General features: G+C 41.7%; 18 protein-coding genes and 1 pseudogene. 5 read left to right on the top strand and 14 right to left on the bottom strand.

Annotated elements, in window-relative coordinates:
- Positions 1–18 precede the first annotated feature (18 nt).
- A complete protein-coding gene (ispG, locus tag QSJ37_RS14330) occupies positions 19–1,110 on the top strand; it encodes a flavodoxin-dependent (E)-4-hydroxy-3-methylbut-2-enyl-diphosphate synthase (protein ID WP_285755800.1) in 1,092 nt (363 codons plus the stop codon).
- Between the two features lie 25 nt (positions 1,111–1,135).
- On the opposite strand, the gene QSJ37_RS14325 is transcribed toward ispG, so the two are convergent.
- Complete coding sequence (locus QSJ37_RS14325) at positions 1,136–1,486, bottom strand: DUF4190 domain-containing protein (protein ID WP_285755799.1); 351 nt, start codon at positions 1,484–1,486, stop codon at positions 1,136–1,138.
- A 287-nt stretch (positions 1,487–1,773) separates the two neighbouring features.
- Here QSJ37_RS14325 and QSJ37_RS14320 point away from each other — a divergent pair, with 287 nt between their 5' ends.
- Entirely contained in the window at positions 1,774–2,334 is a 561-nt protein-coding gene (locus tag QSJ37_RS14320; protein ID WP_285755797.1) for a hypothetical protein, read from the top strand.
- Between the two features lie 22 nt (positions 2,335–2,356).
- Here the strand turns inward: QSJ37_RS14320 and zur are convergent, their stop codons facing one another.
- The 4 genes and pseudogenes from zur to QSJ37_RS14300 form a co-directional block, all read right to left on the bottom strand.
- A complete protein-coding gene (gene zur / locus QSJ37_RS14315) occupies positions 2,357–2,782 on the bottom strand; it encodes a zinc uptake transcriptional repressor Zur (RefSeq protein WP_285755796.1) in 426 nt (141 codons plus the stop codon).
- 6 nt (positions 2,783–2,788) lie between these two features.
- Positions 2,789–3,622 carry a metal ABC transporter permease gene (locus QSJ37_RS14310; protein ID WP_285755794.1) on the bottom strand — a complete coding sequence of 278 codons (834 nt, stop codon included), beginning with the start codon at positions 3,620–3,622 and terminating at the stop codon, positions 2,789–2,791.
- Positions 3,623–3,637: 15 nt separating this feature from the next.
- Complete coding sequence (locus QSJ37_RS14305) at positions 3,638–4,396, bottom strand: metal ABC transporter ATP-binding protein (protein ID WP_062752932.1); 759 nt, start codon at positions 4,394–4,396, stop codon at positions 3,638–3,640.
- 99 nt (positions 4,397–4,495) lie between these two features.
- Positions 4,496–4,664: pseudogene (locus QSJ37_RS14300) on the bottom strand (YitT family protein); the annotation flags it as partial.
- A 92-nt stretch (positions 4,665–4,756) separates the two neighbouring features.
- On the opposite strand from QSJ37_RS14300, the gene QSJ37_RS14295 reads away from it, so the two are divergent.
- Positions 4,757–5,023, top strand: a complete 267-nt coding sequence (locus QSJ37_RS14295; RefSeq protein WP_285755793.1) for a DUF2624 domain-containing protein — start codon at positions 4,757–4,759, stop codon at positions 5,021–5,023.
- 12 nt (positions 5,024–5,035) lie between these two features.
- On the opposite strand, the gene QSJ37_RS14290 is transcribed toward QSJ37_RS14295, so the two are convergent.
- Complete coding sequence (locus tag QSJ37_RS14290; RefSeq protein ID WP_285755792.1) at positions 5,036–5,932, bottom strand: deoxyribonuclease IV; 897 nt, start codon at positions 5,930–5,932, stop codon at positions 5,036–5,038.
- A gap of 28 nt (positions 5,933–5,960) precedes the next feature.
- Positions 5,961–7,268 carry a DEAD/DEAH box helicase gene (locus tag QSJ37_RS14285; RefSeq protein WP_285755791.1) on the bottom strand — a complete coding sequence of 436 codons (1,308 nt, stop codon included), beginning with the start codon at positions 7,266–7,268 and terminating at the stop codon, positions 5,961–5,963.
- Between the two features lie 180 nt (positions 7,269–7,448).
- Between QSJ37_RS14285 and vrrA the strand changes: the two genes are divergently transcribed.
- Together vrrA and QSJ37_RS14275 are read left to right on the top strand one after the other, a co-directional pair.
- Positions 7,449–7,979 (top strand): VrrA/YqfQ family protein, encoded by a 531-nt coding sequence (gene vrrA, locus QSJ37_RS14280; protein WP_285755790.1) that lies wholly within the window; start codon positions 7,449–7,451, stop codon positions 7,977–7,979.
- 93 nt (positions 7,980–8,072) lie between these two features.
- Positions 8,073–9,020 carry a 4-hydroxy-3-methylbut-2-enyl diphosphate reductase gene (locus tag QSJ37_RS14275; RefSeq protein ID WP_015864519.1) on the top strand — a complete coding sequence of 316 codons (948 nt, stop codon included), beginning with the start codon at positions 8,073–8,075 and terminating at the stop codon, positions 9,018–9,020.
- A 41-nt stretch (positions 9,021–9,061) separates the two neighbouring features.
- Here the strand turns inward: QSJ37_RS14275 and QSJ37_RS14270 are convergent, their stop codons facing one another.
- The 7 genes from QSJ37_RS14270 to QSJ37_RS14240 all read right to left on the bottom strand — a co-directional run bounded on the left by QSJ37_RS14270 (position 9,062) and on the right by QSJ37_RS14240 (position 15,538).
- Positions 9,062–10,183, bottom strand: a complete 1,122-nt coding sequence (locus QSJ37_RS14270; RefSeq protein ID WP_285755789.1) for a Nif3-like dinuclear metal center hexameric protein — start codon at positions 10,181–10,183, stop codon at positions 9,062–9,064.
- Positions 10,180–10,884, bottom strand: a complete 705-nt coding sequence (locus QSJ37_RS14265) for a tRNA (adenine(22)-N(1))-methyltransferase (RefSeq protein ID WP_285755788.1) — start codon at positions 10,882–10,884, stop codon at positions 10,180–10,182. The genes QSJ37_RS14270 and QSJ37_RS14265 overlap by 4 nt, the downstream gene beginning before the upstream one ends.
- A 95-nt stretch (positions 10,885–10,979) precedes the next feature.
- A complete protein-coding gene (gene cccA / locus QSJ37_RS14260) occupies positions 10,980–11,342 on the bottom strand; it encodes a cytochrome c550 (RefSeq protein WP_285755787.1) in 363 nt (120 codons plus the stop codon).
- Positions 11,343–11,469: 127 nt separating this feature from the next.
- Positions 11,470–12,009, bottom strand: a complete 540-nt coding sequence (locus tag QSJ37_RS14255; RefSeq protein ID WP_285755786.1) for a hypothetical protein — start codon at positions 12,007–12,009, stop codon at positions 11,470–11,472.
- Positions 12,010–12,089: 80 nt separating this feature from the next.
- The gene (gene rpoD / locus QSJ37_RS14250; RefSeq protein ID WP_285755784.1) at positions 12,090–13,214 is read right to left on the bottom strand and encodes an RNA polymerase sigma factor RpoD; all 1,125 of its coding nucleotides are present in this window, start codon (positions 13,212–13,214) and stop codon (positions 12,090–12,092) included.
- Between the two features lie 31 nt (positions 13,215–13,245).
- Positions 13,246–15,051: a DNA primase gene (dnaG, locus tag QSJ37_RS14245; protein ID WP_285755783.1), complete on the bottom strand. Its 1,806-nt coding sequence runs from the start codon at positions 15,049–15,051 to the stop codon at positions 13,246–13,248.
- Positions 15,052–15,088: 37 nt separating this feature from the next.
- Positions 15,089–15,538, bottom strand: coding sequence for a YaiI/YqxD family protein (locus QSJ37_RS14240; RefSeq protein WP_285755782.1), 450 nt, complete (start codon positions 15,536–15,538; stop codon positions 15,089–15,091).
- Between the last annotated feature and the right edge of the window lie 20 nt (positions 15,539–15,558).

Genomic DNA, 15,558 nt, shown 5'->3' with positions numbered 1-15,558 from the left:
TAAAGGAGCGAATTTCTCGTGGGTGAAATTATTCATCGTTCAAAAACTCGTCCTGTTCGCGTTGGCAATTTAACAATTGGCGGAAATAACGAGGTTATTATTCAAAGCATGACAACAACAAAAACACATGATGTAGAAGCAACAGTCGCTCAAATAAAACGGCTTGAGGAAGCGGGATGCCAAATCGTCCGTGTCGCTTGTCCAGATGAACGGGCGGCCAACGCCATTCCGGAAATTAAAAAGCGCATTAACATTCCGCTGGTGGCGGATATTCATTTTGACTATAAGTTAGCGCTGAAAGCAATTGAAGGCGGAGTAGACAAAATTCGCATCAATCCTGGAAATATTGGACGCCGTGAAAAAGTAGAAGCGGTCGTAAAAGCAGCAAAAGAACGCGGTGTGCCGATCCGCATCGGCGTCAATGCCGGATCGTTGGAAAAGCGGATTTTGGAAAAATACGGATATCCTACCGCTGACGGCATGGTCGAAAGCGCATTATACCACATTCGCATTTTAGAAGAGCTTGATTTCCACGATATTATCGTATCGTTAAAAGCGTCCGATGTTCGCTTGGCGATTGAAGCATATGAAAAAGCAGCACGGACATTTGATTATCCGCTCCACCTCGGCATTACTGAATCAGGTACGCTTTTTGCCGGAACGGTAAAAAGCGCGGTTGGGCTCGGTGCTATTTTAAGCAAAGGAATCGGCAATACGATTCGCGTATCGCTTAGCGCTGACCCGGTTGAAGAAGTAAAGGTAGCAAAAGAAATATTAAAGTCGTTCGGATTAGCGTCCAATGCGGCTACATTAATTTCCTGCCCAACATGCGGACGCATTGAAATTGACTTAATCAGCATCGCTAACGAGATTGAAGAATATATTTCAAAAATTAAAGCACCAATTAAAGTCGCGGTGCTCGGGTGCGCTGTCAACGGGCCTGGCGAGGCGCGCGAAGCGGATATTGGCATCGCCGGAGCGCGCGGCGAAGGATTGTTATTCCGTCATGGCAAAATCGTCCGTAAAGTTCCAGAAGAAAAGATGGTTGAAGAATTGAAAAAAGAAGTCGACAAATTAGCCGAAGAATACTTCGCAAAACAAAAAGCTTGACGCTTCATGCGCCAAGCTTTTTACATTAATCATAAAACGGCATGATGAACAGACGGACGATGATCGCTACAACTCCAATACCGATGGCCCATGCACCTAGCGTTTCCGCACCACGCCGGCGTGCGATAAAGCCGACAATAATGCCTGTTGCTCCTAATAAGACAGGCCAAATAAATAAGGAAATAATCGAAAGAGCAAGCGCTAACCAACCTAATCCTGCTCCATCATTTGCTGCTTTTTCGTCCCGTTCATCATAGCGGCGAACTGGTTCTGCTATTTCTGTCGCCGTTTCTTCCATAAAATCACGTTCTGGTTCTTCTTTTCCTATTGATTGTACGTAGCTTTCGTTATACGTGCGGTTGCGATCTTCAACCATGTGCTTCCCTCGCTTTCCCTAAGTAAGGAGCATTAATTAGTATGAGACGTTTATGCGAAATTATAAATGTGAATATTTTCTATGGCAAAAAGCGAATAGGAATCATTCGATTTGTCCGTTGACCAATAAAAACATCGCCATCCATATCTTTTCTGACAATTACTGTGGGCTTTACTTCCGTCTTCTAATAACAACACGACGGATCATGAACACAAAATAATGCATACTTGTTCTAATGGTGCTACAATATACACGGATGTTTGGATTAAAGGAGTGCAAAAATAAATATGAAAAAGCGGCTTGGTATTGATATTGATGGGACGGTTACTTGTCCGAGTACTTTTATTCCATATTTGAACCAATCTTTTCAAAAAAATTTAACATTGAATGACATTACCCAATATAATTTAGCTCCACTGTATGATACAACGGAAGAAGAAATGGATCGATGGATGGAAAAATACGAGGCAATGATTTACGAATGTGCTCCGCTGGCGGAACATGCGCTTGAAGTCATCAATAGCTGGAAAAACAAATACGAGTTGTTTTATATCAGTGCGCGCGGCCGACATTTATATGACCTAACGGAGCGATGGTTTCAAAAAAACGGTGTTCATTACCACCACATCGAATTAGTCGGCTCTCACGACAAAATTGAAGCCGTAAAAACTTATCGCATTTCCGCCTTTTTTGAAGACAAATACGACAATGCCTGCGATATTGCCGAAGAATGCAATATTCCCGTCATTTTATTTGATACGCCATATAATCAAGGCCCCCTTCCTAAGCAAGTGATTCGCGTCAAAGACTGGTTGGAAGCAAAGCAACATATTGAACGGCTTCTATAAATGATTAAAGGGATATCTCCTTTTATGTTGAGATATCCCTTTGGCATTCCGGGCATTTCCCGTATATTTCAAATTTATGATCGGATATTTCATATCCATGCAATTGCCCTGTTAAATCGTCCATCGGGCAAACCGAAATTTCTTTTGTTTTTCCACATTCTATACAAATAAAATGATGGTGATGATGAGGCGCGCTGCATGTAAAACGGAAGTGTTTTTCTCCTGATAACTCGGTCATTTCCAAAATACCAAGCCCTACAAATAGCGATAAATTGCGATAAATCGTATCAAAACTTAATCCCGGATAATCGTCCCGTAATGCTTCTAAAACATCTTTGGCAGTTAAATATTTATCGGTGTTAGCAAATAGCTGCAGTATATCTTCCCGCTTGCCAGTGTGTTTAAATCCCTTTTTTTTCATTAAGCGAATTGCTTCCTCAACATTCATCGCTCCTCATCCCCTTTTCCAATTTTTCCACATGATTACGATAAGCAAAATGAAAACGGCAAGCATAACAATCGTTCCACCAGGCGCTAAATCAAGCTGATATGACAGCAGCAAACCAACAATAACAGATAATTCACCAAACAAAATCGAATAACCAATCGTCTGCTTAAATCCTTTTGCAATCCGAATGCTCGCCGCCACAGGCAGCGTCATTAACGAAGAAATAAGCAATACGCCGACAATCCGCATTGATGCAGCAATCACGAGCGCGACTAAAACGATAAATATAAAATGAATAAGCTTCGCACGAATGCCGGAGATCGCTGCATATTCTTCATCAAATGAAAGGAGAAATAATTCTTTATATAACAATAAAACAATGCCAATGACAACACAAGCAATGATAAATACCGTCCATACGTCTTGACGGCTCACTGCACTTACACTGCCAAACAAATAGGAAAATAAATCCGTATTAAACCCATCGGCAAGTGAAATAAAAATTACACTAAGACCAATTCCACCAGAAAGAATGATCGGAATCGCTAATTCTTGATAATGTTTATATATTGCTCGCAATTTTTCAATAAACAATGAACCAACAACAGAAAATCCCATTCCTACATAAAGCGGATTCCAGTTTGTAAAATAAGCAAAGCTTTTACCTAACAGCAAACTTGCCGCAATACCGGCAAGCGTCACATGGCTGAGCGCATCGGCAATTAACGACAGACGACGAACAACAATAAATACACCGAGAAGCGGAGCAGCCAAGCCGATTAATATTCCAGCTATAAATGCGTTGCGTAAAAATTCGTATTGCCATATTGCTTCAATCATCGTGCCATTCCTCCATCAATGTTGATGAGAAAGCACATGAAGTGAATGCCCGTAAAATTGCGACAATGCCTGCTCCTCGAGCTTCTCAAATTCTTCGGCTTTCCCATGAAAATATAAATGTTTATTTAGACATGCAACATGCGTCACTTTTTTGGTAATGGTTCCAATATCATGCGTGACGAGTACAAGCGTAATGCCAAGGCGCCGGTTTAGCACATCAAGCATGTTGTAAAAACTTTGTACGTGATGAATATCAACACCAACAGTCGGCTCATCTAAAATAAGCAATTCAGGTTTGCTGACAATCGCCCGGGCAATAAATACACGCTGCTGTTGCCCGCCGGATAATTCTCCGATGTTTTGGCGGGAAAAATCGCTCATCCCAACCGCTTCAATTGCCTCCAATACCGCCTGTCTATCTTTTTTTGTAAAAAAGCGAAACATTCCGCGTTTAGCCGTTAATCCGCTTGCGACAACTTCGTACACAGTGGCAGGGAATCCGGTATTAAAGCTGTTTGCCTTTTGTGATACAAAGCCGATGCGGTGCCAATCTTTAAACGACTCGATTGGCGTCCCAAACAAATAAATATTGCCTTGCTGCGGTTTTAATACGCCTAATACGCATTTTAAAAGCGTCGATTTCCCTGATCCATTCGGACCGACGATCCCTAAAAACGCACCTTTAGGCACGGCCAAATTGATATCTTCCAACACGTTCTCTCTTTCGTACCGAAATGAGACATGTTCGATTTTCAACACATATTCTGTTTTCATTCTGTTCTCCCCTGCTAATTCAGAATAATTACGATTTAACTACGAACGTAGTATAACCGATCGAACGGCATTTGTAAATGTTAATGAATCGCCGATTTAATCTGGAATTAAATAATCTAAAATAAGCGAACTCCCGATAACCCCACCATCAATAATTCGGTTTGGGATTAAAAGTTGCTCGATCGAAAATGACGCAAGGGAAGCTCCCATAAAAAAATAAAGAAACAATATGGCTGAGAGCCTCCTTTTTATGTTGTTTCTGTGCCAAAAAACACCCTTCCTTTTTTGTTTTTATTTCATTACAATACACGTTTAGGCTCCTCATTTCATATGATGCCTATGGAAGAGGAGGAGTCGAAAATGAACCTTTATCAACAGCTCATTCAGCAAAAAATAAAAATGATCACCCCCGAGGAACTTGTTTCATATAGTCATGATTACGGCATTCCATTAACGGTGGAACAAGCAAAAAAAGTTCTCCATATCGCCCGGACGAATAAAATTAATGTGTTTGATCCACAAGAACGAAAAAAATGGGTGAAAGAACTTGCCAAAATTACATCACCGCAAACCGCTAAAAAAGCAAATGAACTATTTTTAAAATTTATCAATAAAAAGGGCATCTGACTTTTGCCCTTTTTATTCATCACTCATAATTTTTGTCAACAACTCTTCATCAAATATTTGCGCGCGCAACATGGCAATTTCGTGCTTATATGGCGGTTTTTTATTGTTTTTATCCTCTCCGACATACGGTGTTTCTAAAATTTTCGGAATGTCGGCAAGCTGCGGATGATGAACGATATAGTTTAATGCGGCAAAACCGATATGTCCAAAACCGATGTTTTCGTGACGGTCTTTCCGGCTTCCGCGCGGGTTTTTGCTATCGTTAATATGGAGCACTTTAAGCCGGTCTAAGCCGATAATTCGATCGAATTCTTCCAATACCCCATCAAAATCATCGACGATGTTATAACCGGCATCATGCGTATGGCACGTATCAAAGCAAACGGACAATTTTTCGTTATGAGTAACACCATCAATAATTTGGGCGAGTTCCTCAAAACTGCGGCCGCATTCCGAACCTTTTCCCGCCATTGTTTCTAATGCGATTTGCACCGTTTGTTCACGCGTTAATACTTCGTTTAACCCTTCAATAATTTTGCTGATTCCTGCTTCTGGACCTGCTCCGACATGCGCTCCAGGATGAAGAACGATTTGTTTCGCGCCAATCGCCTCGGTCCGTTCGATTTCAGAGCGTAAAAATTCTACGCCAAGAGCAAACGTGTCTGGATTCTTTGTGTTGCCGATATTAATGATATATGGAGCGTGCACAATAATTTCTTCAATGCCATGCTCTTTCATATGGGCAAGCCCTGCTTCAATATTCAGCTCCTCAATTTTTTTGCGCCGTGTATTTTGTGGAGCCCCCGTGTAGATCATGAACGTATTTGCTCCGTAGGAAACGGCTTCCTCACTTGCTGCAAGCAGCATCTTTTTTCCGCTCATTGACACATGTGATCCAATTTTTAACATTTCTCTTCTCCCTTTCCTGTTTAACATGTTATTGTTTCTTTAAACGCCGCAACCGCTTTTTTTGTTTTTCTATTTCGGCAAGCAACTTTTTCTTATAACCTGGCTTGATTTGTTTCGATTTTTTCATTTTCGCAAGAAGCTGCTCTATTTCCGCATCTTGCTTGGCCCGCTTGCTTCGCCGATTCCAAGGCGGCAAATCTACCCATTCTCCACGGATAAGATCGCGGTGAAGAAACTCAATTCCCATTTTTTCTAATTTGGTTATTGCATCTTGATCCGATGGTTCATAAATCGTCGTCGCAATTCCTGTGTAACCAGCGCGCGCAGTGCGGCCGACACGATGAATGTAAAACTGTAAATCTTTTGGCAGTTCGTAGTTAATGACATGACTTACTCCTTCAATATCAATGCCGCGGGCAGCTAGATCGGTAGCAACAATATATTGAAACTCCAAATCGCGAATTTGCTTCATCATTTTTTTACGTTCGCGCGGCGTTAGATCACCGTGTAAAATCCCGACTTTCATCCCTTTTTCGATCAGCCTATCTGCCACTTCATCCGCCATTTTTTTTGTATTGGTAAATACAATTGCTAAATACGGATTATACGCAACTAACATTTCGTGCAGCAGCTTCACTTTATCACGGCTGCGAAGCGGCACAAGAACGTGCTCAATTTTTTCCGCTGTCACTTGCTTTGGTGCAACATGAACATATTTTGGATTTTCCATATATTTTTTCAAAAATGGTTTTAACTTTTCCGGGATTGTCGCAGAAAAGACAAGCATTTGCAGTTCTTTTGGCATGCGTGCTGCAATTTGATCGACATCGACAATAAATCCCATATCTAACATTAAGTCTGCTTCGTCAACGACAAGTGTAGTTGCTGTCCAAACATTTAGTGCTTGCTCGCGAATGAGGTCGTTAATTCTTCCTGGAGTTCCAACTACGATATGGGGCTGTGTTTTCAATTTTTCGATCGCTTTTTGCTTATCTGTTCCTCCAATAAAGCAACGTGCTGTAATTTGTCTATCGCTCGGACAAAATTTTATAATTTTTAAAATTTCATGGTAAATTTGCGTTGCAAGCTCCCGCGTCGGTGCGGTAATAACCGCTTGTACCGCCTCGTGATCCGGGTCAATTTTTTCAATGATCGGCAATAAATAGGCGTGAGTCTTTCCTGTTCCTGTTTGTGACTGACCAATCACACTTTCGCCGCGAAGAATGCTCGGAATGATGCGCTCCTGAATTTCTGTTGGTTTATAAAAACGAAGCTCCTTAATCGCTTCAATAATAAATGGCTGAAATGAAAATCTCTCAAATAACGTTTCCTTCATTCGCCACTACTCCCTTCTGCTTCAATTTAACGACCAAATCCGAATAACTCGATTCATCATTATATCTGATTTTTGCGCGAGGCTGCAACTTAGAACGTAAACGAAAAACATTTCCCATTTTTTCGCATACTTTATGAAAGAGATATTCTCTTACTTCAGCCTAGAAAGGAGGAAAATGCGATGATTTACAACCGGCCACCGATATTTCCTTTTTCCCCGATGCCACGCTCCTTTTCAGGAATGCCGCCTTCCTTTCCTATGATGAGAACACCCGGTCCCCGCCCGGGCTTTGGCGGTTTCTTATCGCAATTCTTTTCAAGAGGACGGCCGATCGCTTCCCCATCTCCGTGGATAACACCTGCGATTCGTCACGCCGCTGCCACTACGGGCGCTGGCGCAAACACAGGCGGGGGCTTTATCGGCATGTTGACGAACATCCAAAAAATGTTAGGCGTCGCACAAAACGTCATGCCAATGGTACAGCAATACGGACCGCTGATAAAAAACCTTCCAGCTATGGTAAAAATATTTAGAGAATTAAAAACAACCGAGCAAGAAGAGAACAAAACAGAAAAAAACATTCCAGAAAATAAGAAAAAAACATCATCTTCATCCAAAAAACGCACTGTACCGAAAGTGAAAACATCCGAAAATAAATCATCCCAATCTACAAAAACACCAAAGCCATCTACGCCAAAACTATATGTTTAAAACGTGTTATACTTTGTGTTCTTCTTCTTTCTCCGATATAATGTAAAAGAAAGAGATAGTCTCTCCGTATGTCGGAGTTTAGGAGGAACCAATATGGAAGTGATCAAAATTACCCCTCGCGGTTACTGCTACGGGGTTGTTGATGCGATGGTAATCGCAAGAAATGTAGCATTAGATCCTACGTTGCCAAGACCGATTTATATTCTCGGAATGATCGTTCACAATAAACATGTTACCGACGCATTTGCCGAGGAAGGAATTATTACGCTCGATGGAGAAAATCGATTAGAGATTCTCGAAAAAATTGACAAAGGGACAGTGATCTTTACTGCGCATGGCGTATCGCCCGAAGTGAAAAGGCGCGCCCGCGAAAAAGGGCTTGTCACGATCGATGCGACATGTCCAGACGTGACAAAAACCCACAACTTAATTAAAGAAAAGCTGGCGGACGGATATGAAATTATTTATATTGGCAAAAAGGGCCATCCCGAACCAGAAGGAGCGGTCGGCATTGATCCGACGCGCATCCATCTTGTCGAAACGATGGAAGATGTGGAACGTCTAACGATTGAAAACGACCGCATCATGGTGACAAATCAAACAACGATGAGCCAATGGGATGTTGCCGATATTATGGCAAAAGTAAAAGAAAAATATCCACATGTCGAAATGCATAAAGAAATTTGCATGGCAACCCAGCTCCGTCAAGAAGCAGTGGCGGAACAGGCAAAAGACGCCGATGTCACGATCGTCGTTGGCGATCCAAGAAGCAACAACTCCAATCGCCTTGCGCAAGTATCGGAAGAAATTGCTGGTACGAAAGCGTACCGCGTTGCCGATGTAACAGAAATTGATATTAATTGGATTAAAGACGCAAAAAAAGTAGCCGTTACAGCAGGAGCTTCAACGCCAACTCCGATTACAAAAGAAGTAATCGATTTTTTAGAGCAGTTTGATCCAAATGATCCTAATACATGGAAACGCGAGCGGAAAGTACCGTTGCAAAAAATTTTACCGAAAGTAAAAGCAAAAAAAGAATAAAACAATAGCCGATATTCGTTTAGCGAATATCGGCTATATGTTTATACGAACGTAAATGGATCGGTATGCACTTTCGAAATGCAGACGGCCGTTGCAAACTGCTGTTTAGCAAACGCATTTTCTAAAAAGCGGGCGACCCCTTGTTTCATTACTTTCTCCACATTATGTCCCGGATCCACGATATTTAGCCCAAGCATCATTGCATCGTGCGCAACATGATAATATACATCCCCCGTCACATAAACATCAGCGCCGGCTAATTTTGCTTGTGATATATATTTATTTCCATCACCGCCAACCACTGCGACTTTTTGAACCATATCTTGCAAATGGCCAACAACGCGCACCGCCGGAACGTCCAACGCTTTTTTCACATGCTCTGCAAACTCCCCAAGTGTCATCGCTTCCGGCAAGCGGCCAATTCTTCCTAATCCGAATACTTTTCCTTTATTTTCAAGCGGATATATGTCATACGCCACTTCTTCGTACGGATGTGCTTTTAACATCGCAGAAATAACCTTGTTTTGCAAGGAAGCCGGGACAATCGTTTCAATACGCACCTCTTCCACTTGCTCCAGTGTCCCAGATTTCCCGATAAACGGATTCGCCCCTTCTAGCGGTAAAAAAGTACCGATACCGCGGCCGTTGAACGTACAATGGCTGTAGTTGCCGATATGGCCTGCTCCTGCGTTACCGATCGCCTCACGAACAAGGTCGGCATGTGTCTCCGGAACATAAACGACTAGTTTTTTCAGCGGCTCTTCATACGTCGGAATCAATACATCTACATGCTCCAGCCCCAGTGCTTCCGCTAACCAGTCATTTACTCCTCCATTGGCGATATCTAAATTCGTATGAGCAGCATAAATAGCAATATGATGTTTCATACATTTTTCAATGATACGTCCTTGCGCTTGATCAGTAATGATCTGCTTTAGCGGACGGTAAAGCGGTGGATGGTGCGCGATAATAAGATCTACCCCTTCCGCTACAGCCTCATCGATTACTTCTTCTAAAACATCCAAGGCAATCATTACCTTTTTGACTGGTTTATTTAACGTTCCAATTTGCAAACCGATTCTGTCGCCTTCCATCGCTAAATGTTTCGGTGCAAATTGCTCAAATAATTGAATGATTTCATGACCGCTTGGAACTTTGTTCACCGCAATGCCTCCTCAACCATCTTCATTTTTTTCTCTAGTTCTTGTTTTTTTGCGACGGCAGACTCCGTTTCTGCCTTTTCATTTAATTGGCGGTAAATCTGTTTCCAGTGAGCAAGTTCATGACGCCATTTTTTTAAAAACACAGCATTTTTTTCTTTCAATAAAAATGGGCCTAACAATAATTCCGTCTCTATATTTTCATATGGCCTTTTTCCATCGCCTTTTTCAGCAACAAGCACTTCGTAAATTTTCCCCTCTTCTTCCAATATGCGCTCCGCAATCAATTCCCAGTCATGGTCCATCAGCCATTTGCGCACAATATGCGCGCCGACATTCGGTTGCAAAATCAGTCTCTTTACACCGGAAAGCTTGTCTTTTCCAGCCTCTAAAATGTTAGCGATCAATGTACCTCCCATACCGGCAATCGTAATACAGTCCACTTCGCCAGATTGAATCACTTCCAATCCGTCGCCTTTTCGTACAGAAATGACGTCTTTTAGTCCTGTCCTTTCCACTTGCTGTTTGGCGGAACGAAGCGGGCCATCTGCTACTTCGCCCGCTACCGCTTTTATAATATATCCATGCAAATATGCATAACACGGCAAATATGCGTGATCTGAACCGATATCAGCTAGCTTCGCGCCTTTTGGAATGAAAGAGGCAACTGTTTCAAGACGTTTGGACAGACGAAATTCATTCATCTTTTCTATTCACATCCCTTTCACTCTTCTGTATATTGTATCATAAACAAAAAATCCCTTCACCTAAGGCAAAGGGATTTTTTGTTTATTTCAGCTTATTTCAGCTTAGAAAGCCATTTTGCCATTTCATCCGCTTTGTCCGGCGGAACGAGGCCTGCAGGCATGGCGCCGCGACCGTTTTGGATCACGTTTTTAATTTCGTCTACCGAAAGCCGTTTGCCTACACCTTTTAATGCCGGACCAGCACCGCCTTCATAATTTTGTCCATGACAGCCGCTGCATGTTTGTTGATAAAATTCTTCTGGATTTGCCGCAGCCGTTTGCTCTGTTTTCTCGCCGCCTTTTTTCTCTTTTGCAAGTTCTTTTGCATCGCCGAGCCCCTTAAATGAAAGCCCAAGAGTAAGTCCGATCCCAATCAGCATAATGATAAAAAATGGGATTAACGGGTTTCGATTCATTTTTTTTACCTCCCTTATGTATAACCATTGTTCGGAAAATGTAACCGCTACAAACAATTTTATTTTACTGTAAATTACCGCAAAGGAAAAGCCCCTAATCTCATTCTGCGGCAAAATTGCCAAAAAGTTAAAATAAAAGAAAAAAGACTAAAACTCCTATTCCGAGCACGCCTGATATAAACAAATAAAGGAAACGGAACCGCTTTCCTACGAAGATCCATAATAAACAATTTACGAAAACAATCGATGCAATAATCGCTTTTTGTTTCGGAAAATAATATTCGCCAACCTCGATCGATGCAATAAGAAAAATGAACGCACCACTAATAAGCGGGATATGAACAATATTTCCTTGCCCCTTCCACATCCATGCAACTATGACACATATAAAGAAAAAAAGAAATAAAAGGGGCATTTGCAAAACGAATGACAATTCAGTAAAATAAATGACAAGAGCATTTGCTGGCAACAATAGACAAATAAATGCTACTAAAAGGAAGCGGATCATCCCCCGTTGACGGGTTCGGAGGATGTCGCTTGGACGTTTTTTATACTCGCCCTCCGTATATAGTGCCAGCAAATAATCGCAATATTGCTCTGGAAGGAGGCGAGAACGTTTCCAATATTCAATTTCCCGTACAATAATTTCGCGCCTTTGTTTGTTCATAATTAATCGGCCTCTCGAAAAGGAAAGGAAAAACAGTTTACTTCTCAAATAGTACAAGAAGTAAACTATTTAGAAAGTAGTTACTCTAAAAAGTCTTTTAACCGTTTGCTACGGCTTGGATGACGCAACTTGCGAAGCGCTTTTGCTTCAATTTGACGAATGCGTTCGCGGGTAACACCAAATACTTTTCCGACCTCTTCGAGCGTCCGCGTACGACCGTCGTCTAGCCCAAAACGCAAACGAAGCACGTTTTCTTCGCGGTCTGTAAGTGTATCTAATACATCTTCTAGCTGTTCCTTTAACAGCTCGTAGGCCGCATGCTCGGATGGCGATGTCGCTTCCTGGTCTTCAATAAAATCACCCAAATGTGAATCATCTTCTTCGCCAATTGGCGTTTCAAGAGAAACCGGTTCTTGGGCGATTTTTAAAATTTCGCGTACTTTTTCTGGAGTTAAATCCATCTCTTCAGCAATTTCTTCTGGAGTTGGTTCACGTCCAAGATCTTGAAGTAATTGCCGTTGCACGCGGATAAGTTTATTAATCGTTTCCACCATATGCACTGGTATACGAATGGTCCGTGCTTGATCAGCAATCGCACGCGTAATTGCTTGACGGATCCACCATGTTGCATAAGTGCTAAATTTATATCCTTTACGATAATCAAACTTTTCGACTGCTTTAATAAGACCCATATTTCCTTCTTGAATTAAGTCAAGAAATAGCATGCCGCGACCAACGTAACGTTTAGCGATGCTAACAACAAGACGAAGGTTTGCTTCTGTTAAGCGGCGTTTTGCTTCTTCGTCGCCTTGTTCGATTCGTTTCGCTAGTTCAATTTCTTCTTCAGCAGACAACAGTGGAACGCGCCCGATTTCCTTTAAGTACATGCGCACAGGATCGTTAATTTTTACGCCAGGAGGAACCGATAAATCATTTAAATCAAATTCTTCTTCTTTTGATAAATCATCGATATCAGGATCAGCGTCTAAATCAGATTCACTAATGACTTCGATCCCTTGATCAGCTAAGTATTCGTAAAATTCGTCCATTTGGTCGGAATCAAGATCAAAACCGGATAAACGTTCAGCAATTTCTTCATATGTTAAAATACCGCGTTTTTTACCAAGCTCTGTCAGCTGTTCTTTCGCTTGTTCAAGTGTTACGTCTGTATCGGCTTGTTTTGAACGAGCTGGTTTTTCAGCCATTTCACTACCTCCTTTAACTTATAACACAATATTACGAAGATGATAACATCTTTTTCATTTCGATGATCTCTTTTGCAATGCGCGCAGCAGTTAAAAAGTCTTTTTTTCGCTCTGCTTCAATTTTTTCTTGTTCTTTTTCCTTTAGCTTTAACCATTTTGGGTGATTCAACACATGCCGCATATAATCGTTCAGTTCCTGATTGGAAATTTCATCAGTGATCAACAATAGCGACAGTTCTGTCACAAGAGGTTTCAAATCATCAGGAAGACGCGAAAGCAACAAACTGACATCAGGCTCATTCCCTTCTTCGTAAAATGCGTAAATATAAGCAGCAATCGCCCGATGTTCTTCGATATTGAATGCCCCTGCAATCGTCTGCTGAACAATCATAGCCACATCGCGACTGCGAAGCATATGGGCAAGCAACATTCGTTCAGCATTTTGAAAGGCAGGAAGAAGCTTCTTTTGTAGCGGCGGTCTCGGCGCCGCTTTGCTTTGCGCATTGTTAGAATGTGTTTTATTATTTCGATGACGATTCAATTGTTCTTGCAAAGCAGATAACGAAAGGGAAAACTCGTCAGCCAACTGCCGTAAATAGTAATCCCACTCGATGGGATTCGATAATTTGCTAATTTCTTGAAGTACTTCTTCAATGTAGCGAATTTTATCATTTTCGTTTTGCAAGTTTTTTCCCTTGCGAAAATACATCATTTTAAACGCCATCAGCGAACTGCTGGCATCAATAATATCGCGGCGAAATCGATCTGAACCATATTTCTTTATATATTCATCTGGGTCAAGACCGTCGGGAATTGTTGCAATTTTCACATGACAGCCTGCATCTGCTAACAGCTCCGCTGCACGGAATGTCGCTTCTATTCCTGAAGCATCACCGTCATAGCAAATAATAACGGTATCGACATTGCGTCGAAGAATACGCGCGTGCTCTTCCGTTAACGCTGTTCCCATCGTTGCTACTGAATGGGCAATGCCTGCTTGCACAGCGGAAACGACATCAGCAAATCCCTCTAATAAAATGGCTTCTTGATGTTTTCGGATATGTAAACGCGCTTGATGAAAATTGTATAAAATTTTTCCTTTATGGAAAATGGGTGTTTCCGGGCTGTTCAAATATTTCGGCTGACCTTCTCCGAGAAGTCTGCCCGAAAAACCAACAGCATCTCCATGATGATTATGAATCGGAAACATAATTCGATGACGAAAACGGTCAAAATAGCCACCGCCGTTTTCTTTTCGAATAATTAATCCGGCTTTTTCCATCAGCTCGAGCGAAAAACCGCGCCCTGACAAAAGTTTGACGGCAAAATCCCATGAATCAGGGGCATAGCCGATTTCAAATTGATCAATAATTTCCCTTGTCCATCCACGCGCCTGTAAATAATCAAAAGCTTCCTGTCCTTCCTTTGTATTTACAAGCAAATGATGGTAAAATTTTTTCAGAAGCTCATGCGCTTCTACCATTATTTTTGTTTCGCTCGTATCAGCACGGCTTTGTTTATTCGCATCGTCCAGCTCTAAATCCGCTAAATCGACGTTTGCCTTTATCGCTAATCGTTTTACTGCTTCAATAAAGGAAATTCCTTCAATATCCATTAGAAACGAAAATACATTTCCACCGGCTCCACAGCCGAAACAATGAAAAATTTGCTTTTCTGGGGAAACCGAAAACGATGGCGTCTTTTCCCCATGAAATGGGCATAATCCAAAATAGTTACGTCCTTGTTTTTTCAATTGGACATAATCGCTAATTACATCGACAATATCAACAGCACGACGAATCGCTTCAATCGTTTCCTCGGGAATACGGTATCCCATATAAACAACTCCGTATCTTATTATTCTCGACCTATGTCTATTTTCCTTCGAGTTTCGACAAAATTTTTTCGAAATTTTGCAGAAAGAGGCGACGATCGTGATCAGAAAACCGCTTCATTCCCTTTGGATATACACCTTGCCTTCGCTGTTTTGCCTGAAGATAACGATGATAAAGAGCGCTATCCATCTCCCCTTCTTCGTACACCTTTCCACGTGGAGAAATCACATGCACACCACGGTTAACAAGCATGCTTGCCAACCCGATGTCTTGGGTAACAACTACATCTCCTCTTGCGGCATGATTCAAAATATATAAATCCACCGCTTCTTTTTCTGTATCGACATATACCCATTTCATTTTCTGGAAGGGAGAAAAATGATTGTACGAAGAAATAAACACACTTGGTATATTATATTTACAAGCAAGCGAGAAAATTTCACTTTTTATTGGGCAAGCATCCGCGTCCACAAAAACGGTCGGTCTCAATGTCCAGATCTGATTGCTGT

Source organism: Parageobacillus sp. G301 (assembly GCF_030268025.1).
In the GTDB taxonomy this organism is placed as follows: Bacteria; Bacillota; Bacilli; order Bacillales; family Anoxybacillaceae; genus Parageobacillus_B; species Parageobacillus_B toebii.
The sequence above is the reverse complement of the archived record's forward strand: the minus strand, read 5'-3'. Positions and strand labels throughout refer to the sequence as shown.